Origin of the sequence: Kibdelosporangium philippinense, from assembly GCF_021390435.2 — a bacterium.
GTDB lineage: Bacteria > Actinomycetota > Actinomycetes > Mycobacteriales > Pseudonocardiaceae > Kibdelosporangium > Kibdelosporangium philippinense.
Window position 1 is genome coordinate 2,741,762 of the sequence record NZ_JAJVCN010000002.1, and the last position, 20,743, is coordinate 2,762,504.

22 protein-coding genes and 2 pseudogenes are annotated in these 20,743 nt (G+C 64.9%); 12 read left to right on the forward strand and 12 right to left on the reverse strand.

Going from position 1 to position 20,743, the window contains the following annotated elements:
• Window positions 1–30: 30 nt before the first annotated feature.
• Window positions 31–1,266: an IS256 family transposase gene (locus tag LWC34_RS31515; RefSeq protein WP_233728926.1), complete on the reverse strand. Its 1,236-nt coding sequence runs from the start codon at window positions 1,264–1,266 to the stop codon at window positions 31–33.
• Window positions 1,267–1,458: 192 nt separating this feature from the next.
• Between LWC34_RS31515 and LWC34_RS31520 the strand changes: the two genes are divergently transcribed.
• Complete coding sequence (locus LWC34_RS31520; RefSeq protein WP_233728702.1) at window positions 1,459–1,749, forward strand: transposase; 291 nt, start codon at window positions 1,459–1,461, stop codon at window positions 1,747–1,749.
• A gap of 135 nt (window positions 1,750–1,884) precedes the next feature.
• On the opposite strand, the gene LWC34_RS31525 is transcribed toward LWC34_RS31520, so the two are convergent.
• Complete coding sequence (locus LWC34_RS31525) at window positions 1,885–2,715, reverse strand: transposase family protein (protein WP_233722715.1); 831 nt, start codon at window positions 2,713–2,715, stop codon at window positions 1,885–1,887.
• A 172-nt stretch (window positions 2,716–2,887) separates the two neighbouring features.
• On the opposite strand from LWC34_RS31525, the pseudogene LWC34_RS31530 reads away from it, so the two are divergent.
• A pseudogene (locus LWC34_RS31530) lies at window positions 2,888–3,574 on the forward strand (IS3 family transposase); the annotation flags it as partial.
• A gap of 81 nt (window positions 3,575–3,655) precedes the next feature.
• Here the strand turns inward: LWC34_RS31530 and LWC34_RS31535 are convergent.
• The 6 genes and pseudogenes from LWC34_RS31535 to LWC34_RS57230 form a co-directional block, all read right to left on the reverse strand.
• A complete protein-coding gene (locus tag LWC34_RS31535) occupies window positions 3,656–4,261 on the reverse strand; it encodes a transposase (RefSeq protein WP_233728704.1) in 606 nt (201 codons plus the stop codon).
• A complete protein-coding gene (locus LWC34_RS31540; protein ID WP_233723037.1) occupies window positions 4,240–4,731 on the reverse strand; it encodes a winged helix-turn-helix domain-containing protein in 492 nt (163 codons plus the stop codon). Before LWC34_RS31540 ends, LWC34_RS31535 begins: the two co-directional genes overlap by 22 nt.
• 166 nt (window positions 4,732–4,897) lie before the next feature.
• Window positions 4,898–5,599, reverse strand: a complete 702-nt coding sequence (locus LWC34_RS31545; protein WP_233728705.1) for a GNAT family N-acetyltransferase — start codon at window positions 5,597–5,599, stop codon at window positions 4,898–4,900.
• A 667-nt stretch (window positions 5,600–6,266) separates the two neighbouring features.
• Entirely contained in the window at window positions 6,267–7,187 is a 921-nt protein-coding gene (locus LWC34_RS31550) for an IS3 family transposase (protein WP_308200163.1), read from the reverse strand.
• Window positions 7,156–7,491 carry a group II intron maturase-specific domain-containing protein gene (locus LWC34_RS57225; RefSeq protein ID WP_284051778.1) on the reverse strand — a complete coding sequence of 112 codons (336 nt, stop codon included), beginning with the start codon at window positions 7,489–7,491 and terminating at the stop codon, window positions 7,156–7,158. Before LWC34_RS57225 ends, LWC34_RS31550 begins: the two co-directional genes overlap by 32 nt.
• Window positions 7,492–7,560: 69 nt before the next feature.
• Window positions 7,561–7,824: pseudogene (locus LWC34_RS57230) on the reverse strand (reverse transcriptase domain-containing protein); the annotation flags it as partial.
• Window positions 7,825–7,984: 160 nt separating this feature from the next.
• On the opposite strand from LWC34_RS57230, the gene LWC34_RS31560 reads away from it, so the two are divergent.
• A complete protein-coding gene (locus LWC34_RS31560) occupies window positions 7,985–9,214 on the forward strand; it encodes a site-specific integrase (protein ID WP_233728709.1) in 1,230 nt (409 codons plus the stop codon).
• Window positions 9,215–9,429: 215 nt separating this feature from the next.
• The gene (istA, locus tag LWC34_RS31565) at window positions 9,430–10,236 is read left to right on the forward strand and encodes an IS21 family transposase (protein ID WP_233728710.1); all 807 of its coding nucleotides are present in this window, start codon (window positions 9,430–9,432) and stop codon (window positions 10,234–10,236) included.
• Here istA and LWC34_RS31570 read toward each other — a convergent pair.
• Window positions 10,213–11,820, reverse strand: coding sequence for a recombinase family protein (locus LWC34_RS31570; RefSeq protein WP_233728362.1), 1,608 nt, complete (start codon window positions 11,818–11,820; stop codon window positions 10,213–10,215). The genes istA and LWC34_RS31570 overlap by 24 nt on opposite strands.
• A 186-nt stretch (window positions 11,821–12,006) precedes the next feature.
• Between LWC34_RS31570 and LWC34_RS31575 the strand changes: the two genes are divergently transcribed.
• The 3 genes from LWC34_RS31575 to LWC34_RS31585 are packed head-to-tail and all read left to right on the forward strand — an operon-like array spanning window position 12,007 to window position 15,151.
• The gene (locus LWC34_RS31575; protein ID WP_233724686.1) at window positions 12,007–13,224 is read left to right on the forward strand and encodes a tyrosine-type recombinase/integrase; all 1,218 of its coding nucleotides are present in this window, start codon (window positions 12,007–12,009) and stop codon (window positions 13,222–13,224) included.
• A complete protein-coding gene (locus LWC34_RS31580) occupies window positions 13,221–14,162 on the forward strand; it encodes a tyrosine-type recombinase/integrase (protein WP_233724685.1) in 942 nt (313 codons plus the stop codon). Before LWC34_RS31575 ends, LWC34_RS31580 begins: the two co-directional genes overlap by 4 nt.
• Window positions 14,159–15,151: a tyrosine-type recombinase/integrase gene (locus LWC34_RS31585; protein WP_233724684.1), complete on the forward strand. Its 993-nt coding sequence runs from the start codon at window positions 14,159–14,161 to the stop codon at window positions 15,149–15,151. The genes LWC34_RS31580 and LWC34_RS31585 overlap by 4 nt, the downstream gene beginning before the upstream one ends.
• On the opposite strand, the gene LWC34_RS31590 is transcribed toward LWC34_RS31585, so the two are convergent.
• Window positions 15,152–15,712: a recombinase family protein gene (locus LWC34_RS31590; protein WP_233724683.1), complete on the reverse strand. Its 561-nt coding sequence runs from the start codon at window positions 15,710–15,712 to the stop codon at window positions 15,152–15,154. It lies immediately after the preceding gene.
• Between LWC34_RS31590 and LWC34_RS31595 the strand changes: the two genes are divergently transcribed.
• Window positions 15,675–15,974 (forward strand): hypothetical protein, encoded by a 300-nt coding sequence (locus tag LWC34_RS31595; RefSeq protein ID WP_233724682.1) that lies wholly within the window; start codon window positions 15,675–15,677, stop codon window positions 15,972–15,974. The two genes, LWC34_RS31590 and LWC34_RS31595, sit on opposite strands and share 38 nt — an antisense overlap.
• 43 nt (window positions 15,975–16,017) lie before the next feature.
• Here LWC34_RS31595 and LWC34_RS31600 read toward each other — a convergent pair whose 3' ends face one another.
• Window positions 16,018–16,503, reverse strand: coding sequence for a helix-turn-helix domain-containing protein (locus LWC34_RS31600; RefSeq protein WP_233724681.1), 486 nt, complete (start codon window positions 16,501–16,503; stop codon window positions 16,018–16,020).
• Window positions 16,504–16,709: 206 nt separating this feature from the next.
• Window positions 16,710–16,949 (reverse strand): DUF5372 family protein, encoded by a 240-nt coding sequence (locus LWC34_RS31605; protein ID WP_233724680.1) that lies wholly within the window; start codon window positions 16,947–16,949, stop codon window positions 16,710–16,712.
• A 32-nt stretch (window positions 16,950–16,981) separates the two neighbouring features.
• On the opposite strand from LWC34_RS31605, the gene LWC34_RS31610 reads away from it, so the two are divergent.
• The 4 genes from LWC34_RS31610 (at window position 16,982) to LWC34_RS31625 (ending at window position 20,651) form a co-directional block, all read left to right on the forward strand.
• Complete coding sequence (locus LWC34_RS31610) at window positions 16,982–17,719, forward strand: Mu transposase domain-containing protein (protein WP_233728711.1); 738 nt, start codon at window positions 16,982–16,984, stop codon at window positions 17,717–17,719.
• A complete protein-coding gene (gene istB / locus LWC34_RS31615; protein WP_233723025.1) occupies window positions 17,716–18,486 on the forward strand; it encodes an IS21-like element helper ATPase IstB in 771 nt (256 codons plus the stop codon). The genes LWC34_RS31610 and istB overlap by 4 nt, the downstream gene beginning before the upstream one ends.
• Before the next feature lie 43 nt (window positions 18,487–18,529).
• Window positions 18,530–19,429 carry a transposase gene (locus LWC34_RS31620; RefSeq protein WP_372496671.1) on the forward strand — a complete coding sequence of 300 codons (900 nt, stop codon included), beginning with the start codon at window positions 18,530–18,532 and terminating at the stop codon, window positions 19,427–19,429.
• A gap of 949 nt (window positions 19,430–20,378) precedes the next feature.
• Entirely contained in the window at window positions 20,379–20,651 is a 273-nt protein-coding gene (locus LWC34_RS31625) for a hypothetical protein (protein ID WP_233728713.1), read from the forward strand.
• Window positions 20,652–20,743: the final 92 nt, after the last annotated feature.

Consider the following 20,743-nt stretch of genomic DNA (forward strand, 5'->3'; position numbering starts at 1 on the left):
AATTTTCGGTGTAATTGGATCTTGATAAGGTTAGATTCGGTCGGCGGACAGGCGTCCGTCGAAGGCGATGTCGAAGGCGTTGAGGGCGGCTTTCCAGCGCATGGTCCAGCGTCCTCGGCCTTTGCCGGTCGGGTCCAGGCCCATCAGGGCCATGTACAGGCACTTGAGTGCGGCTTGCTCGGTGGGGAAGTGTCCGCGGGCATTGACCGCCCGACGCAGCCGGGCGTTGATGCTCTCGATGGCGTTGGTGCTGCAGATGACCGTGCGGATCTCGACGTCGAAGGCCAGGAACGGGGTGAACTCGGCCCATGCGTCGGTCCACAGCCGCACGATCGCCGGATACTTACGTTCCCATTTCTCGCTGAACTCGGCGAACCGGTCTAGCGCGGCCTGCTCGCTGGGTGCGGTGTAGACCGGTTTGAGGTCCTTGGCCAGCACGCCCCAGTCCTTCTTGGAGGCATACCGGAAGCTGTTGCGCAGCAAATGCACGACACAGGTCTGCACGATCGTTTTGTCCCACACGGTGTTCACCGCGTCGGGCAGGCCTTTCAGTCCGTCGCAGACGAGCATGAGCACGTCCCGCACGCCCCGGTTCTTCAGTTCGGTCAGGATCCGCAGCCAGTACTTGGCTCCCTCACCGTCGCCGTGCTCGCCGGCCCACAGCCCGAGGATGTCGCGGTCGCCGTCGATGGTGACCCCGAGCGCGAGGTAGATCGACCGGTTGGCGACCTGCCCGTCGCGGATCTTGACCCGGATCGCGTCGATGAACACCACCGGATACACCGCGTCCAGCGGCCGGTTCTGCCATTCGGTCATGCCCTCCAGCACCCGGTCGGTGATCGCCGAGATGGTGTCCTTGGACACGCTGGTGCCATACACCTCGGCCAGATGCGCGGAGATCTCCCCGGTGGTCAGACCCTTGGCCGACAGCGACAGCACGATCCCGTCGATGCCGTCCAGCCGGCGCTGGCGTTTGCGCACGATCGTGGGTTCGAACGAGCCGTCCCGATCCCGCGGCACGGTGATCTCGACCGGGCCGGTCTCGGTCAGCACGGTCTTGGCCCGCGTGCCGTTGCGGGAGTTGCCGCCGTTGCGGCCGGCCGGGTCGTGCTTGCCGTAGCCCAGGTGAGCGTCCATCTCGCCCTGCAGCGAGGACTCCAGCACGATCTTGGTCAGCTGCGCGATCAGCCCACCCTCACCGCTGATCGCCATACCCTCGGCTTGTGCTCGCTTCGCCAGTTCGGCCACGAGCTTCTCATCCACCACCGGGCTGGCCGCCGTCGTGGCCTGAGTCTTCGTCCTGTCAGTCACAGGTGTACCCTCCACTTTGGACAGTTACACCGAAATTTTTACACTCCCGTCAAGCGAGGAGGGACTGTTCCGAGAGGGTCTGTGAGAGGCTGTTGATCTTCCGGACAGCGAACCCACTAGGGTTTTCGTCTGGAAGAGAGGATGTCCGTGTCGAAGAAGCGTCGGTCGTTTACTCCGGAGTTCAAGGAGGAAGCGGCGAAAATGGTGGTGGAGTCGTGTTGTCCCGTCGCGTCGGTCGCGCGGGAGCTTGGGGTGAATGAGCAGAGTCTCCGGAATTGGGTTAATGAGTACCGGAAAGCTCATGCCGGCGAGGAGCCGCCGTTGACGGTGCCGGAGCGGGCGCGGTTGCGGGAGTTGGAGAAGGAAGTTCGCGAGCTGCGGTTGGAGAAGGATTTTTTGGGAAAAGCCGCGGCCTTCTTTGCGAGCGAGTATCGGTGAGCGAGCGCTACGAGTCCATCGAGGTGTAGAAGGATACGGTGGACGAGGCTGGCGAGAAGAAGTACACCATCGCGAAAATGTGCATCTGGCTGGATGTGTCGAAATCGGGCTTCTATGAGGTGATCTCAGCGACTTTCACGCGATCTTGCCGTGTTCGAAATGCGTGAGGACAAGGGCGGCTTTGACGATGTCGCCGATCTTGCTGGGGCTGGCGGTGAGATGCCGCAGGCTGCGCCAGCGTCCGGTGAGCAGGGCGAAACCACGTTCGCCCAGACACCGCAGGCCACGCAGCAGAGCGTTGCGTGTGCGGGTGTCCACGTCGAGGACCTGGCCATCGGCAGGCTGTTTGACCGGGGTGTGCACGCCGATGCCGGCACCGTCGTAGCCGCCATCGGCCAGCGTCGGCAGATCAAGGTGCGAGGCGGCCCAGTACAGCGCACCCAGCACATGCTCGCGCGCCACGGTCAAGTCATGGAGTGAACCGGGCTCGACATCCGAGACCCACCACGGAAAACCGTCCGGCGCGCACAGCGCTTGGATGTTGCCGCCGTGCTCGCGGGCTTTGCCGGAGTACCACAGGTCGATCGGCTCGCCTTTCACGCTCAACGTTTTCTCGCTACAGCGATCGGCGGAGAAGACCTTTCCATCGAGGATCACGTAGGCCGTGCCCTCATCCTTGGCCCGCTGCAGGGCCTCATGCAGGTCCGGCGCCTGCTCGGCGAGCACGATGACGACCTCATCCAAGTAGCGGTAGCCGGTGGCGCGGGAGATGCCGTGATCGCGAGCCAGGGCGGGGACGTCGGTGTTCTGCCGGAACCAGCGCAGGCCCAGCACCGCGTGGCGAAAGCAGGTCAACGCCCTGCTGTTCTTGCGGGTGCCGCGTCGGCGGCGTTCGGCGTGCAGCAGCCGGCTGAGGTAGAGGGCCAGTTCACGCGGGACATCGAGCATGGCACGATACGCAATCACGGGGAGCCTTCTGGTCCGGACTTGATCTTCGCAAATCCAGTTCTACCAAGGGCTCCCCGCCCATCTTTCCCCGGGTCGCACCACTCCCCAGCACATCGACCAGCGCTCGTCCGAGCAGCTTCGCGGCTCAACAAACGAACCAGAATCTTGGTGAGATTACCTCTATGAGTGGAAGTCCCGTCCGGAATCGGCGACCAGGCAGCGGCGCGCCTACCTCGCTGAGCTGATCACGCAGATCTTCGCTGACTCGGACGAGACCTACGGGCACCGTCGTGTCCACGCCCAGCTGGAGCGCCAGGGCGAGCCCTGCACGCCGGAGCTGGTTCGGCGCATCATGCGTGAGCTGGGCCTGAAGCCGTGTCAGCCGCGGCCGTGGCGGCTGGGGCTCACTGAGGCGTCGGCGCATCTGCTGCCCGACCTCGTGGCGCGGGACTTCACCGCCGGCGCACCCTGCGAGAAGATGGTCGGCGATATCACCTATATCCCGACTTGGGAGGGCTGGGTATATTTAGCCACGGTCATCGACTGCTACACCAAAGCCGTGATCGGGTGGGCGATGGCGGACAACTATCAAACACCGCTGATCGAGGACGCGATTCGCATGGCCGCGCGGAACTATCCTATCAAACGCGGCGCGATATTCCACTCCGATCGTGGCAGCAACTACACGTCCGCTCAGTTCGCGAACACGCTCCGCTCGCTGGGTATCCGGCAATCCGTCGGGCGGACTGGAATTTGCTACGACAACTCGATGGCCGAGTCCTTCTTCGGCACGCTGAAGAATGAGCGAGTTCACCGCGTGGTGTACGCTACACGCAAACAGGCCATGGCTAACCTCGGCCTTTCGCGCAGTATTTAGTTGATCTTGCTTGTGGTTTTGTCGATCTTGCCGTGAGTGTTTCCGACTGTGAGCGTGGCTACAGATCTTGAAAGGCCAGGATTACGGCGGTTGTGGTTCGAGGTTCAGTCTGGTGTGGGCGAAGAACGCGTCGATCAGCCCGGGTCGGTACTGGATGCGTTTGAGTCGGTTCTTCATGATGGCGGTGAGCTGGTCGATGCCGTGCACGATGAGGTTTCCGAGGTTGCGTTTGACGTGGGACCACACGTGCTCGGTCGGGTTGAGGTCCGGGGTGTAGGGCGGGAGTTGGATCACGTGTAGCCAGTCGCGGGCCGCGACCAGTTTGCGCATCGCGTGACTGGTGTGCGTGTTGAGGTTGTCCCAGATCAACACGATCGGGGCGCCGAGCTGCTGGTGTGCGGCGTCCAGCAGGGCGGCGTAGTCGGTTTCGGCGAAGCTGCGCCGTTCCCCCTTGCGGCCGCGGTGGGTCCGGACACGGTAGATCAACCGGGGCCGGTGTCCGGGCCGGACGCATACCAGCCCGGCGACCGATACCCGGCCCGAACCCTTGCCCGACACCGGGATCTGTGGTGTCTGGCCCCGGCGGCCCCAGGTGCGGGCTTTCGGCGGGCGCAGCGTTTGCCCGGCCTCGTCCTCGAAACACAGCCAAGCACCTTGCTGCGCCGCTACCGTTTTCCCGCCGGCCATACCTCCCGCCGCCAGGTGGCGATCGCCTGCTCGTCGCGCTCGATCGCGCGGTGGGCGGGTACTTGTGGCGAGAACCCCATGCGGTGCAGCAGATACGACACCCCGCGCAGCGTGTAGCGGGTGTGAAACAGCCGGGCGATCAGATCGGCGACCCGAGCCAGGGTCCAGCGCTGATCCTCGCCGAACCCATGCACGGCTGGGCCTTGTTCCACAGCCTGGGCCAGCCTGTCCAGTCGTGGCTGGTCCAGCCGGCAGGACGATCCGCCCGGTCCCTTCGACGCCAGCCCTGCCTCACCCTCGGCACGCCATCGACGCCGCCAGGTATAGACCGCGTTGGTGGATACCCGCAGTCTGCGGGCGATCTCGGCGGCCGGCACGTCCTGGGCGAACCATTGGGCCGCCTGCAACCGGACAGCTTCGCGTGTGGCCCTGCCCCGCTCGGAAAGGCCACCTCCATCCGCGTACCTCATCCATCCCTGCGTAGATCATGAATCGATCAGGATCCGGGAGGACACGCCGCCCAAGGACAAGATCAACCCTGGCCTTTCATGATCTGTAGTCGTACACCTGTCCGCGCCCCTGGACGACAAGATCGACCGATCGGTAACCCGGACTGTTTGCAACGGATTCTGGTGCTCAGATGTGAGGAGCCTCCGGGGCGGGACAGGCGCGCACGAACGCGGCGCCTGCTTCGGTGTACGGTTTTTCGACACTGGTGACGGGAAATCGTGACCTGGCCTCAGCGAGCAGGCGCCGTGCGATGCCGCGCCGTTGCCACGCGGTGGCCGTCCAAATGTGGGCGACCGATTCGTAGGCGCCGTCCTTGTCGCGGTCGTGCACAACCACGAACCCGGCGACACGACCGCTGTAGAACCAGGGGCCATCCTCCCCGCCACTGGCCGACACCGGAGCCAACATCAGCAGCCAGACGCCCGACTCATCTGGCGGGTGATCCCATCCGGCGGCACGCTTGTACGCCAGGCCAGCGTTGTTCAAAGCACTATCGTGCCAAGTCCCGGTCGGACCTTCGAAGGCAGCGATGTCGAGCTGGACATCGCCGAAGTCGTACGCGTCATTGTCGAGATCGACACCTGACAGCACCAGATCCCAATCCCTGTCCCGGCGTGGCGCTCGCCACGAGATGGCTGGACCGAGCTGCGAGGCGACTACGAACTCCGCGCTGTCAACCAGCATTCGGAACTGTGACAGAACCTCGGCGACGTGGGCTTCGCCCTCGGCGGTGACAGTATGCGGGGGCACCAGGGCTTCCAGCGCTCGGTATGCGGTCCGATACGCTTCCTCGATGTCCGGTGTGTTCGGGAACGCATAGTCGGTCATCAGGCGCTCTCATTCGTGTCGAGGTTACGGGCGATGGCAGCGATAACGAGCCAGCCGAGTGAGATGTCAAACCCATGCCCCGACAGGTAATGCGTGAAGTCTCGATCGCCGTGTAGGCGACGAGGATGTAGTTGGGGGATGGGTAAGCATCTGCATGAAGCCGGTCGTGGCTTCCGAGAGGGCGCATCCCACTGTCCAGCGATTCGGGAGGCCTCTTGCGTGCGAAGAGTTTGAACAGGCCCAACGCGGACATCGCGGGCTTGGCACGCCTGTGGCCGATCGACCGCGTACACCGAACTGTGGAACCGAATCACCGCGAAGCACACGATGTGACGATCATGTCCTGAACGTTTCTATCAAGCCGGGACAACAGGATCACCGTGCCACAGGCGGCATCGGCGTCTGCCATTGAGTATTTGCAGGCCGCCGAGGCGAACATTGCCAGTTCGCAGTATTGGTACCAGCAAACGCAAGCCCAACTTGACGCCGCCCGCCGGGACAAGCCGTTGCTCAAGAGGGTCTTCGGGGTAGCCACGCCAGCTGAGAGTGGAGTGTTCCCGTTTTTATGGATACGGGTTTAGGCCGCGATCTGACTGATTTCTCTGTATCCTAGCTCGTATTCTCGGGGTGTCAAGTATTCGAGTGTGGAGTGGCGTCGTTGTGTGTTTTAGTAGGTTTCGATCCAGTCGAATGTTTCCTTGGTGAGATGTTTGACGGTCGGCCAGGGCCGGGTGTGGACGAGTTCTTTCTTGTAGGTCGCGAAGAAGGATTCCGAGACCGCGTTGTCAAAACAGATCCCGGTGCGGCCGAGTGACCGGCGAATTCCATTTTTCGCGCAGTATTCGGCGAAGATGGTCGAGGTGTATTGGCTGCCGCGGTCGCTGTGGAAGATCACGCCCGCGGGCGGTTCGCGGCGGGCCAGGGCCATGTCGAGGGCGGCGGTGACCAGCTCGGTGCGCATGTGCTCGGCGATGGCCCAGCCGACCACGGCGCGGGAGTGCAGATCGATCACCGTGGCCACATATGCCCAGCCGTCCCAGGTCTTGACGTAGGTGATGTCGCCGCACCAGCGCTGGTTGGGCGCCTCGGCGGTGAAATCGCGGCCGATCAAATCCAGCGCCGGCACCGGCGCGTCCCCGACGATGGTGGTGCGTTTCCACGGCTTGGGGTGGCGTCCTTGCAGGCCCGCGGCCTTCATCAGCCGCCAGACCCGCTTCGGGGAGACGCGGTGCCCGAGCGTGATCAGCTCGGCGTGTACACGCCGCACGCCGGGGTTGCCGCGCAGCCGTTCGTACACCTGCGTGATGATCGCGGTCAGGCCGTGGTCGGCCCGTTCGCGCTGGCTGGGGGCGCGGTCGCGCCAGGCGTAGTAGCCCGAGCGGGACACGCCTAGCTCGCGGCACATGAACTCGATCGGGAAGTCACCGGATTCTGCCCAGTCCGCGATCGCAGCGAATTTCACTGCTTGTCTTTCGCGAACCAGTCGGGTGGCCCGAGGGATTCTCGCCCTCAGGCTCCCGCAGATCCGTGCATGACAATCTCTCGTCACACGGCTCTTACCATCCAGTCGACGGAGAATATATGTCACGCGTCCAACGCCAATGAACGAACAGGCCGGGTGCGCGACGAACGACGTCCGCCCACCATGCCTGGGCGCGTTTGGATGCGCGCAGCCGTTTGTATTTCTTGCGGGCCCATCGCAGCAGGTAGGAATTAATGCGCCGCAGGAGGACGAACATCTCGGATCGATAGAAATGACCCCAATAGTTCATCCAACCTCGCACGATCGGGTTGATCGTTTCCGCGAGGTCGGCCAGAGTGTCATTGGTGCGGCCGTGAAGCCGCCAACGGCGGACTTCCCGCCCCTTGTCGGTCAGCTTGGCCCGGCTCATCGCGGGCAGGAACGAGGTAAAGCTTCGGCCCTGCCTGTCTCGCGCTTGCCGAGGCCCGAACGTGTACCCCAGGAACGTGAACGAGATGTTCGGATGATCACCGCGCCGGTTGCTGTCCCTGCAGTACACGATCTTGGTTTTGTCCGGGTGTAACCTCACCCCGACTTGTTCCATACGCCGACCGATCGCAGCCCGCAGCATGTACGCCTGGCGTTCAGATCCACAGTGCACTACCGCGTCATCCACGTATCGCTCGAACGTGACGCCCGGAAACTCCCGGGCCATCCACGCATCGAACGCGTAGTGGAGGAACAGATTTGCCAGGACTGGCGAGACCGCGGAGCCTTATGAACAGCGCTGGGTTATGCGCAGTGTCGGTCGGTATGGCCTGGTGACAGCGATTTCGGGGGTCGAGCACTGCGCATAACGCGCGGATCCTCTGATCAGGAGGTCCGGCATGGTGCCGGGCCGGCACGATCGGAGGTCGGTTGTCATGGCGAGGTTGTCTGCGTTGGTGTCGGGCCTGGAAGCGGAGTTACAGCGTCTGGGCTACAAGGAATCGACGCTGGTCTGGTACCGGGGGTGCTGGCGGCGGATGCAAAAGTACTTCGCTGCAAGGGGTGTCGAGGAGTTTTCCTTGGATGCGGCGATGGCGTGGGTCGACGACGCGTGCGGGTTCTTCGGCAAGGAGCGCGCCGGAACCCTGAAGCAGACCGATGTGTATCTGTTCAGGGTCGCTGCGATGCTGGACGATTACGCGGTCCACGGGGCTGTGCTGCGCCGCTACAGCCGCTCGGTGAGCAAGCTGGACGAGGCTGGCGTCGAGACGGTGGCCCGGTTCCAGGAACAGCTGCGCTCGGCTGGGCGGTCGGTGTCGACGGTGCGGACCTATGGGACGCTGGCCGGGGAGTTCGTCGCGTTCACCGGCACCCGTGGAGGGTTGGGCTGCTGCGACGCCGCGATGATCGGGGCATTCGTTGCCACGCTGACCGGCTACCAGTTCAAGACCGTTGAGCAGAAACTCTGTGCGGTGCGGTCGTTCCTGCGGTTCGCCTCCGCCGCTGGCTTGGTCGACGAGGCGTGCCTGGAGGCGGTGCCAGCGGCACGCTCGTCCCGGCAAGCCAGGATTCCGTCGGTGTGGGGTCCAGGCGAGGTGGCCAGGATCGTGGAAGCGATCGACCGGGACAACCCTTGCGGGAAACGCGATTACGCGATCATCCTGCTGATCACCAGGCTCGGGCTGCGCGGCGTGGACATCAAACGGCTGGAGTTCGCCGACTTCGACTGGCCGGGCAACCGCCTATTCGTGACGCAGGCCAAGACCGGTAACCGAGTGCAGCTACCGCTGCTGAAAGATGTCGGCTGGGCAGTGATCGATTACATCCGCCACGGCCGGCCCGACTGCGAGCACCCGCAGGTGTTCGTGCGACATATGGCCCCGATCGGCCCGTTCTCCGATCAGGACCATCTGCATCAGATTCTGGTCAAACATGCTCGGGCAGCGCATGTTCCGGTGAGTGAGAAACGCCGACACGGCATGCACTCCTTGCGGCATTCGCTGGCAACCCGGCTGATGGAAAGCGGCACACCGGTCGAGCAGATCGCCGACATCCTCGGTCACCAGGACGTCCGGTCGACCGGTGTCTATCTGAAATCCTCCCTGGTCCTTTTGGCCAAGTGCGCGCTGGACCCGGACGCGCCCACGCAGGGGGTGCCGCGATGAACGTCAGCATCACGATGACCGAGGCGATTGGTGCCCTGGTCACCGAAAAACACGCCACCGGTTACAAATACGGCGCCGAGTGTCGGCGTACGGACTCATGTGACCAGCCACGTACGGGTTAATGTGTCCACTTTGTAGCGTGTCGGGGTGTCGGTACGCGCTGGTGATCGTCAAGCTGTCGTGCGACCTGGCGGGTGTGTATAGGGACGGCACTGGTGATCTTGGACGAGGAGCGGTGGGCGGAGCTGCGTCGCTTCCGTGGCTTGTATGAGTCCGGCGCGATGAGCATCTCTGCGATCGCGCGGGAGACCGGGCTGCACCGGCAGACTGTCCGCAAATACCTGGCCAGCGACGCGCGGCCAGGACCGCCGCGAGGCAGCAGCCGCAAGGGGACCCGCACGCCGGTGATCGCCGCGATGGCGCCGGTGATCGCCGCGATGGCGCCGGTGATCGATGCGTGGCTGCGCTCAGAGCTGCTGCTGAAAGGCACGGTTATTCACGAGCGGCTGGTCGAGCAGTACGGGTTCACCGGCAACTATCAGCGCGTCAAGCTGTATTTGCAGGAGGCCCGTCCCAGGATCGCGGCCGAGCTGGGTATCGCCCCGGACGAGCTGGGGCTCCTGCACCGCCGGTTCGAGGTGATCCCAGGCGCGCAGGCCCAAGTGGACTGGGGGGACGAGGGTCAGATCCTCGCGCATGTCGGCATTCCGAAGGTCTACTCGTTCCACATGACCTTGTCCTATTCACGCGACCCGTTCTGCTGCTTTACCACCAGTCAGGACCTGGAGACCTTCTTCGCCTGCCATCGCCGGGCGTTCGAGCACTTCGGCGGGGTGCCTCGGGCGATCGTCTACGACCGCACCAAGACCGTGGTGCGTCGGCATGTCGCCCCAGGCAAGGCCGTTCCGTTGCATCCGGAAGCCGTGGCGTTCGCCGGGCACTACGACTTCGACATCGACGTGCTGGCCGCATACCGCCCGACCGGCAAACAGTTGGCATCAGACTGCGCTCCTTGTGGTTGATGTGGTGGTTGTTTCGGTGGGTGGGGCTGGTTTGCGGGGTGGTCGTCCGCGTCGTGGGCGGGCGATGTCGGGGCTGGGGAGTTGGTAGAGGTATTCGTTCTTGTCGTTGGCTCGGCGGCCGGTGAGCAGCCCTTGGTTGCGCCAGGTTTTGACGGTGCTGGTGCCGACTCCGAGGTGGCGTGCGATGTCGTTGAGGGTGAGCAGTCCTTCGTCGCGCAGGCGCTGGGTGTGGCTGCGTAGGTGGTAGGCCTTGCCGATCTGGCGGATGAGTCGGGCGTGCAGGGGCTGGCCGGTGCCGCTGACCATGCCCTTGCTGGTGAGGATGGCGGCGATCTCGGAGTCGGTGTGTTCCTCCAGCAGGGTGTCGATCGCTGATACGACCTCGGCCGGTGTCTGACGGATTTGCCATGCTGCCAACGGGATCGGTAGTGACAAGGTGCGATCCTGTCCTCCTTTGAGTCTGATATGGACAGTGATGGTGCTGTCGGTCCTGGCCAGGGTGGCGTCGGTAAGCAGCAGGCGGATGACGCGTTTACGTTCCCGCATCGGGGTGGCTGGATTCGCCCAGAGTGCGGGGAAGTCGGCGGCCAGCGCGGTGACGGCGTCGCGTTGTGTTTGGCTCAGTGGTCCGGTGTGCTGTTCGCGGGCGCGTTCGTAGGTGTCGGTGGCCTCGCCGAGCTCGCGCAGGGTGGCGTTCCAGGCGGCTTCGAGTTGGTCGGCGACCAGCCGGTTGGCGGGATCGACCGCGAGGTAGCGGCGGCGGGCCAGGTCGGCGTGGTATTGGGCGCGTTTCACGGCGGCGGCGCGGATGCGGTCGGCCTCGTCGGCGCGGGCGGTGAGCTCGTCGGCGACGGCCAGAGCGGTCTCCAAGGCCAGCGGGGTGACCGTGTCCAGGAGCAATCGGCTGACGGCGGTGTCGATCCCGGCGCCGGGGATGCGTTGGCAGATCGTTTTCCCGTGCTGGATGCCCTCGGATTGGCAGACGTATTCGGGGACGTGGTTGCCTTTGCGGGTGTGGTAGCGCACGGTCATCCGGCCGCCGCACTTGCCGCAGACGACCAGCCCTTGCAGCAGGGCGGGGCCTTCGCGGGGTGGGCTGGCGCGGCGGTCGTTGCCGTGGGCGGTGGCGTTGGCGGCCAGACGGGTCTGGTTGACCTCGAACTGTTCCCAGCTGATGTAGCCGGGATGGGAGTCGGTGATCAGCACCGTCCATTCCTCGCGCGGCAGGACGCGGGTGGTCATGGTGCCGTCGGCGCGGCGGTGATCGGTGCGCCGACCGTAGAAGAACGCACCGGCGTAGCGGGGGTTGTGCAGCACCTGCAGTACCCGGGAGTGTTGCAGCTGGCCCCAGACCAGCTCGCCCTTGCGCGGGCCTGTTTTCAGCCTGCGCGGGAACAGCAGCCCGTCAGCGGCGAACGCCTTGACCACGGCCAGCGCTGAACCGGTGGTGGTGAACGTGCTGAACACGCGCGCCACTGAGCCTTGGACGCTGGTGTCGGGATCGAGCACGACGTTGCCGACGGGGTCATAGACCAGGCCGACCGGCAGGGCCTGGACCAGCTCGCCGCGTCGGGCCTTGGACAACACCCCGCCCCGCAACCGCGCTTTCAGGAAATGCAGTTCGGCCTCCTATGCGAACCCGTCCGTTATGCCGACCTGGCGGGGGAAGTTGTTTGCTCCCAGCAAAATCTGGCTACCAAGTTCGGCGTAATCAGCGTCCTTGATCAGCGTCTCCTTTTCGCTCAACACCTTGATGGAGAGGAGAAGGTCATGACGACAGTTCCGTGTTGGGCTCGGGTGTGCCTACCGTTAGCTCCTTATGCTGATGGTTACCGGGCTGAGCTGGAGCGATTGGGTTACACGCCGCTGACCGCGGCGGCGCATGTGCGGTTGATGGCGCACCTGAGCCGATGGCTGGCTCGGGAGGGTCTGGAGACGTCGGAGTTGACCCCCGCGACGGTGGATACCTACTTCGTTTACCGCCGCGCGGCCGGCTACGTCAACGAGCGCACCGCACGAGCGCTGCGGCCGCTGGTGGGCTACCTGCAGCATCTGGGGGTGGTTTCAGCGTGGGTCCCTGCGGCCGCGACAACCCCGGTGGAGCAGTTACTGGTCCGCTATCGCGACTACCTCACCACTGAGCGAGGACTGGCCCAAACGACGGTCGCGCTGAATGTGCGCCTGGTACAACCGTTCCTGCTAGAGAGGGCGAACAAGACCGAAGATGACGTTGATCTGGAGCGCTTGACCGCGGGTGAGGTGGCCGCGTTCGTGGTGGTGCAGTGTCGGAAGCGGCCTCGGTCTGCTCAGCGGATCGTGACGGCTCTCCGGTCCCTGCTTACGTTTCTGTATCTGGAAGGTGTCATCGACCAGCCGCTGGCCACAGCCGTGCCTTCGGTAGCGGGCTGGACGCTGAGAGGTCTGCCTCAAGCGCTGGAAGCCGACCAGGTGGTCGCGTTGCTGGCCTCGTGTGATCAGCAGACCTCGACAGGGCGGCGGGATCTGGCGATCCTCACGTTGCTGTTTCGGCTCGGGCTGCGCGCTGGTGAAGTCGCCGCGTTGGGATTAGACGACATCGACTGGCGACTCGGTGAGATCACGGTGTGGGGCAAGGGTAATCGGCGTGATCGGATGCCGCTGCCGGCTGATGTCGGGGAGAAGATCGTCGCCTATCTGCGCAACGGACGCCCTGCCGCTGCCCAGGGCCGGACGGTGTTCGTTCGTGCGCAGGCTCCGTATCGGGCGTTGAGCACCGGCGCTGTCACGACTGCGGTGGCCTCCGCGGGCCGACGGGCTGGTATTGGCGTGGTGCACGCTCATCGGCTGCGGCACTCGGCGGCCACCGCCATGCTGCGTGGAGGTGGCTCGCTGAGCGACATCGGCCAAGCTCTACGACATGTTCGCCCGCTGACCACCGCGATTTACGCGAAGGTTGATACCGAGGCGCTACGGGCACTGGCCCGGCCTTGGCCAGGTGAGGCGGCATGACACAGTCACGTCCCCCGCTGCGCCGCGCGCTCGCGGACTACTTGGATTTGCGTCGCGCTGTGGGTTTCCGCTTGGCCAACGCCGGCCGCTTGCTGGGTCAGTTCGTCGACTACCTCGAACACGACGGCATCGACACCATCACCACCGAGAACGCGTTGGCCTGGGCGACGCTACCCGCTGGGACATCCCTGCATTGGCTGGCGATCCGCGTCAGCGTGGTGCGCGGCTTCGCCGCCTACCTGCACAGCCTTGACCCCTGTGTGGAGGTTCCGCCGGCCGGGGTGATCCACGCCGTGGGGCCCTGCCGGGCTACTCCGTACTTGTATTCCGAGGCTGAGATCCGGTCACTCATCCAGGCCGCGGCCATGCTGCGTCCGCGCCTTCGGGCCGCCACCTACCAAAGCCTGATCAGCCTGCTGGCGATCAGCGGCCTGCGGATCAGTGAAGCGATCGCCCTTGATGACGAGGATCTCGACGTCGAGCACGAATTGCTGATGGTGCGTGACACCAAGTTCGGCAAACACCGCCTGGTTCCCTTGCACCCCAGCGCGATGCGAGCCCTGACCCGCTATCGACAGTGTCGGCAGGAACGGCTGCCACGACCGGCCAGCCCAGCACTGTTGCTCTCCAGCAGGGGGACACGGTTGCTACACAGCAACATCAGCCTTGTCTTCGCCCGCCTGGCCGAGGGGTGCGGGATCACACGCCGCTCAGCGTCCTGCCGGCCACGAATCCACGACCTCCGGCACAGTTTTGCGGTCGCGACCGTGCTGGACTGGTACCGCCAGGGCGCCGACATCCCGGCCATGATGCCCAGGCTGTCGACCTACCTGGGCCACACCGACCCGAAACACACATTTTGGTACCTCTCTGCCGCACCGGAACTGATGGCCCTGGCCGGGCAGCGCCTGGCCGAACACCTGGCAGGTGGCGCATGAGCGGCACTCTGGCCCCGACCCTGCAAGCATTCTTCACCGACCGACTGGCCCGGCAACGCCAGGCCAGCGGCCACACGATCGCCGCCTACCGCGACACCGCCAAGCTATTGCTGATCTTCACCGAGAAACAGACCGGCAAACAACCCTCCACTATGGACATCACCGATCTGGACGCTCCGCTGATCGGCGCGTTCCTGACCCATCTGGAAACCGACCGCGGCAACAGCGTCCGCACCCGCAACGCCCGACTGGCAGCCATCCACTCGCTGTTCCGCTACGCAGCGCTGCACCATCCCGACCAGGCCGCGGTCATCCAGCGGGTCCTGGCAATCCCACCCAAACGGTTCGACCGCACCCTGATCACCTACCTCACCGAGGACGAGATCACCGCGCTGCTGGCCGCCCCGGACCCGAGCAACTGGACCGGACGCCGCGACCACGCCCTGCTCATGCTGGCCTGCCAGACCGGGCTGCGCGCCACCGAACTCACCCGCCTGAGGATCAGTGATCTCCACCTGGGCACCGGCGCGCACGTCAGTTGTCTGGGCAAGGGCAGAAAACAGCGGATTACCCCACTCACCGCTGGCGCCGTCATGGTGCTTCGTGCCTGGCTTGCCGAACGCGCTGGTTTGCCTGCCGACCCGTTGTTTCCGACCCGCCGCGGCGGCCCCATGAGCCGGGATGCCTTGCAGCGCCGGGTTTCCATACATGCAGCCACTGCAGCGCGATCCTGTCCCACCTTGGGTGAGAAGAAGATCTCACCTCACGTCCTGCGGCACTCCGCCGCGATGCGGCTGCTCCACGCCGGTGTTGACATCTCCGTCATCGCGTTGTGGATGGGACACGAAAACACGGCCACCACGCAGGTTTACATCCATGCCGATCTTGCACTCAAGGAGCGGGCGTTGGCCCGAACCGCACCCCGCGACGCACCACCAGGCCGCTACCAACCCCCCGACACCATCCTCGCGTTCCTCAACGGTCTGTGACTATAACGAACTTGGTAGCCAGATTTTGCTGGGAGCAAACAACTTCCCCCGCCAGGTCGGCATAACGGACGGGTTCGCATAGGAAGCTTTATGTGGACGTCCACATAAGGCCTCCGACATTGTCCCTTTGAGACCGAGCAGGAGCCGGTCGTTGAAGTTCGCCGGGTCATAAAGGCCGTCCTCGTCCAGGATGAGGGTGCCAGCCAGCGCGCAGATCTCCAGTAACCGGTGCCAGTCGGTGTTGTTGCGGACCAGCCGGGAAACTTCCAACCCGAGCACGATCCCGGCGTGTCCCATGCCGACATCGGCGACCAGTCGCTGGAACCCTTCCCGGTCCGCGGCTGAGGCGCCGGACTGGCCCTGGTCGGTATCGATGACGATGATCTGCGACTCGGCCCAGCCGAGTGCGACCGCCCGGCCGCGCAGCGCGTACTGCCGCGCGGTCGACTCGGTGTTGGACAGGACCTGTTTCAGCGTGGATTGACGGACATAGAGGTAGGCGTCACGCCGCAGGTGCTCGTGGGTGACCTTGCCCGCCGCGCTGGCGGCGCTGGTGTTCACAGTCTTCTCCTTGATCGCGTGCGGGGTGATCGTGTTCGGGCCGCAGCGCTGCCAGTGCCATGCCGGCCAACACCCGCACCAGTTCGGTGGCATGGCCGGTCAGCGCGGCCGTCGTCGGGGCGGGGCGAGGTTCTGGATCCTGTTGTGCGGCAACGGGAATCTGTTGTTGCGCCGTGGTCCAGGCAGCCATGCCGCGGCCGGTCAGCACGCCCCAGCCCAGCCGCCATCCCTCGCCGTGGCCGGACAGCACCGCCGCGCGTAGTTCTTCGTATCGCGCGGCGGTGTCCGCGCCGTGGGTGGGGATGTCAGGGGCTGCTTTTGGGTCGCTCCTTGGATTCCGTGTGGCGGCGAGCCAGCGCCCGCTCGATCGAGCGTGGGTGCACGCGCGTGCCGAACCGCTGCTGGATCAGCTCTGCTAGCGCCGACGATCGCAGCGTGGGGTCGGCGGCCAGGAGTTCCTCGAGATGGTCGACGACCTCGTCGGTGAGTTTGCGCGGACCCTTGGGCCCCGGTTTGGCGGGAACCAGGCCGGCTGGTCCGCTCTCGGCCACCGCGGCCGCGGCCTGGTAGTAGCTCTGCCGGGAGAACCCGAACGCCGCCGCCGCGGTCGTCACCGAGACACCGTCGACTTCGACCCGGCGCACCATCTCGTACTTGACTTGCACGAGGTCGCGGGCGTCGAAGAACTCCGAGTCGGTGAACCGCTCGTCGGCCACCGACTCCGGATGCGGGTTCAGTGTTCGCGACTCACGCAACGTCTCGGCTTTCGGGTCTGCCCGTCGCCTGCCCATGCCTGCTCCACCACCATGATCTTGTCTATCTAACTTTGACGCGATGGGCGGTGACTCTAACCATGCGATGTTGTACTTCTCCAGCAGGACAACCGCTATTCACTCGGTCGTGTGCCTCCGTGAGCAACGAATGATGACCATTGTCGGCATAGTTGCCCTGACATTCGCGGCGCAATCTGGTTGACACGTGGATCAAGCTCAGACGGTCAGGGACGCAGGCTCGCCAGCACATCGGCCAACGCGAGCAGGTCCTGGATCCGGAACGGCGAACGGCCGGCCGCCATCACCACGAACGGATCCGGCTCCACCACGTCGGTCCAAGCCGTGGGCAGGGACTTCAGCTCACCGCGCTCATCATGGAAGCAGACCCGATCCTCACCCCAGTTGTTGCGGCGCGCCACGAACTCGAACTCCTGCCCACGCAACGGATGGAACGGATGCGTCACCCGCACAACTCGTTGCTCACCGGCTCCATCGGGTGCATTCGACGACTCGGTCCAAGGGCCGGGTCGAGCGCCAAGTCGCGATCGTGCGCGATCACGTCCTGGCCGGTCGTGGGTTCGCCAGCCTGGAGGAGATGGACTCGGCGTTCACCGCCTGGGTCCCGTTGCGGCGCAAGCGCGTCCACAGCACGCACGGCGAGGTCATCGGCCACCGCGCCGCCCGTGACCACTCGGCCCTGCACCCAATCCCAGTCAGTCCGTATCTGGTCACGCAGCGGCATCTGCGGCACGTCGGCAAGGACTGCCTGGTCGCGTTCGACGCCAGCCTTTACTCAGTTCCTGCCCGCAAGGTCCGTCACCGCCAGCTGGTCGAGATCCGCGCCACCGCCGACACCATCAGCCTGCATGCCACATCCATCGACGCGGCCACGACCGGCAACCTAGCCGACGGCACCCTGCTGGCCGTCCATCCCCGGGCCACGACCAGAGGCCAGCGGGTCGTCGACGAAACCCATTGGGACGGTCTGCCCGACGGCCACACCCGCGCGGTTACCACCAGCATCGAGGACGACGACCACGACGGGAAGGTCATCCCGCTGCGGCCCAATACCGCGCCTGAACAGTCGTGGCCCCGGTCACTGGAGGCGCTGCTCACCCGCACCGCCGCCGCACAGATCAAGGTCGAACACCGCCCGCTGTCGGTCTATGAACAACTCACCGGCACCGGACCCAGCAGGACCACAGCACTACCGCAGACGAAGGATCACCGTTGAACGAGCTGGTCACCACCCGCATCCGCTCCACCGCCACCCGGCTCGGCCTGAACCACCTGCCCAGCCAGCTCGACACCTTCGCCCGCCGCGCCGAGGACAACCAGATGGGATACCTCGAGTTCCTCGACCTGGTCCTGGAAGAGGAAGCCGCCGTCCGCGACGAACGCCGCTTCCGCAGCGCCCTGCGCCTGTCGAAACTGCCGCACCACAAGACCCTGGACGACTACGACTTCTCCTTCCAGCCCGAGCTGGATCCGCGGAAGATCAAAGACTTGGCCACGCTCTCGTTCATTGAGGACAAAGGCAACGCCGCTCTGCTCGGGCCGCCCGGAGTCGGGAAAACACACATCGCCGTCGCTCTCGCGGTCGCTGCCTGCCGCGCCGGCTACACCGTCTACTTCACCACCCTGGACGACATGGTCCGCCGCCTGAAAGCCGCCGACGCGATCGGACGGCTCACCAGCACTCTGCGCACCTACCTACGGCCCAACGTCCTCGTGATCGACGAGGTGGGCTATCAGCCCCTCGAACGCGCCGAAGCCAACCTGGTCTTCCAGGTTATTTCGAAGCGCTACGAGAAAGGCTCCGTCATTCTGACCTCGAATAAGAACTTCGGGGAATGGGCCCAAGTCTTCAGCGACGAGGTCCTCGCCACCGCGATCCTCGACCGGCTCCTGCACCACTGCGACGTCATCCCCATCAACGGCCCCAGCTACCGGCTGAAGAACCGACTCGCCGCCATCACGGACACCGCCACCGTCGCTTGACACCTGGACACATCAGTTCGTACTCACCTGGACACATCACCGGATACGCCGACACCCACTGACCGCATGGTGTGACAACACCCGCGAATCGCTGGCCTTCCAGCTACGGCCCGGCAACGCCGGCGCCAACACGGTCGCCGATCACCTCACCGTGCTGGGCGAGGCGATCACCCAGATCCCCGCCGAACGCCGCCGCGACCTGCTGATCACCTGCGACGGTGCCGGCGCCACCCTGGAATTGGTGCGCCACATCACCACCCTCAACGACCGACGCGGGTTTCAGGTGCACTACTCGATCGGGTTCGACCTGGACGCCCGTGTCCGCACCGCGATCGGCCGGATACCCGAACAGGGATGGCAGGCCGTGCTCGACCCCGACGGGCAGGCCCGCGACCTGGACAAGGCCGGCGTCGCTGAGTTGACCGGCCTGCTGCGCCACAGCGCTGGCGGCGACACACTCGCCACCTGGCCCACCGACATGCGGGTGATCGTGCGCCGCGAGAAACCCCACCCCGGGGCACAACTGTCGCTGTTCGAGGAACACCACGGCTGGCGCTACCAACTGCTGGCCACCAACACGCCCACCGGGCAGATCGCGTTCCTCGAAGCCCGCCACCGCACCCAAGCCCGTGTCGAAGACCGGATCCGCTGCGGCAAGGACACCGGGCTGGGCCGCCTGCCCTCCCGCGACTTCGCCATCAACCAAGCCTGGTGCGCCACCGCGACCATCGCCTGCGACCTGCTCGCGTGGCTGCAACTGCTCACCCTGCACGGCGAACTCGCCCACATAGAACCGAAAACACTGCGCTACCGACTCCTGCACACCGCCACCCGACTGGTCCACGGCGGACGACAACGCACCCTCAAGATCCCCGCCACCTGGCCCTGGGCCACCCACCTCGCCGCCGCCATCACCACAATCCTCGCCCTACCACCACCCTGACCAGCCACAACCCGACCCAACGACCCGAAAGGACCCAACCCGGCCCCTGGAACCGGCGTCCACCCGGCACGACAGCCGGCGAAACACCCTGCCACCAACCACAAAACAAGATCAACAAGAGGTTGACGACACGGCCCCAGAACAGACGATCACACCCGTGAATAGCCGAGGTTAAGGGCGCCCGTGCTGAGGCACCTACCCTTGTGTCCACCAAACCGGGAACGGTTCACGGGTGAGCTGTCCGGATTGTCCTTCCCGTGTGACGGAAGCAGAGTCAAACGGGCATTCGGGCGAGGAGTTCGAGGGCATCTTCCTTGTTTGTCGACCGTTGTGGTCGTTTACTGGTTGGTGTAGCCGATTGAGGTGGTGTTTATGTCGTCCTCCCTTGAACAGTAGCGTTAGCAGGCCTTCGACGAATTTCAGTGGAGTCGTTGGGAGGTGATCGATGTGCACCGCAGGATGGCTGAGATCGAGGTGACCGTTACTGCGTCGCGCAAGGTGGTGTCGGTGACTGTTGGTCAACACGGTCTGGTGCGGTGCGGTTCCCGTTGACGGCGTATCGCCGGTTGACCCCGTCGGAGCTCGCCCGTGACGGTGATGGACACCATGACCAAGGCGCAGGCGGAGTCGCGGGACAGGATGGCCGAGTTGATGAAGCCGGTGACGCCGCCGGGTTTTGATCTGACGAGCATGATGGACGGTACGGCTGATGTGGACGCGCTGCTGCCGGGGGGAATCCGATCCGAACGGCTGGTTCGGAAGGCGGATGCCATGAGCGGCGAACTGACCTGGGTCGGCATTCCCGGCCTTTACTCGCGGGTTTCAGATTTCGAGAGGACCGCGAACTACATCAGGACCTGCATCGATCAGCTGAGGACGGTCCGGGCGGTGTCGAAGGCGGGCCCTCGAGAACAACGAGGACAACAACGTCCGTTTGGCGGGCGCGCTCATGTCACCGTTCGGCGATACTTCCGGCGGTGGCGGTGGCGGTGGCGGTGGCGGTGGCGGTGGCGGTGGCGGTGGCGGTGGCGGCAATCCGCCTATGACGCGCTGGAGTGGTTCGTACGAGCCGATTCCGGCCGAGCCCGCGGCGCACCGCGCGCTGTTGTCGGATGCGGGCGCCGAGGCGGTTCCGGTGACAAAAGCCTCGGCTATGGAGCCGTTCTTGAGCAATACGGAAACGAAGCGAGCGAGTGCGCAGGTAGAGCCTCGCGAGAAATGATCCCCTGAGCACGCGAAGGTGGTGTGCCGTGCGGGTTTCCTGCGTTCCGGCGGCTGGAAGCGCCACCTGCGCGGTGATGGAGACCAGTTGTT

Bases quoted from the DNA above. Each gene is read 5' to 3' on its own strand.
- LWC34_RS31535 (WP_233728704.1), bottom strand. From the start codon at position 4,261: ATGGCCGGCGGGAAAACGGTAGCGGCGCAGCAAGGTGCTTGGCTGTGT.
- LWC34_RS31540 (WP_233723037.1), bottom strand. From the start codon at position 4,731: ATGAGGTACGCGGATGGAGGTGGCCTTTCCGAGCGGGGCAGGGCCACA.
- LWC34_RS31545 (WP_233728705.1), bottom strand. From the start codon at position 5,599: ATGACCGACTATGCGTTCCCGAACACACCGGACATCGAGGAAGCGTAT.
- LWC34_RS57225 (WP_284051778.1), bottom strand. From the start codon at position 7,491: ATGAGCCGGGCCAAGCTGACCGACAAGGGGCGGGAAGTCCGCCGTTGG.
- LWC34_RS31560 (WP_233728709.1), top strand. From the start codon at position 7,985: ATGGCGAGGTTGTCTGCGTTGGTGTCGGGCCTGGAAGCGGAGTTACAG.
- LWC34_RS31575 (WP_233724686.1), top strand. From the start codon at position 12,007: ATGACGACAGTTCCGTGTTGGGCTCGGGTGTGCCTACCGTTAGCTCCT.
- LWC34_RS31580 (WP_233724685.1), top strand. From the start codon at position 13,221: ATGACACAGTCACGTCCCCCGCTGCGCCGCGCGCTCGCGGACTACTTG.
- LWC34_RS31585 (WP_233724684.1), top strand. From the start codon at position 14,159: ATGAGCGGCACTCTGGCCCCGACCCTGCAAGCATTCTTCACCGACCGA.
- LWC34_RS31600 (WP_233724681.1), bottom strand. From the start codon at position 16,503: ATGGGCAGGCGACGGGCAGACCCGAAAGCCGAGACGTTGCGTGAGTCG.
- LWC34_RS31625 (WP_233728713.1), top strand. From the start codon at position 20,379: ATGTCACCGTTCGGCGATACTTCCGGCGGTGGCGGTGGCGGTGGCGGT.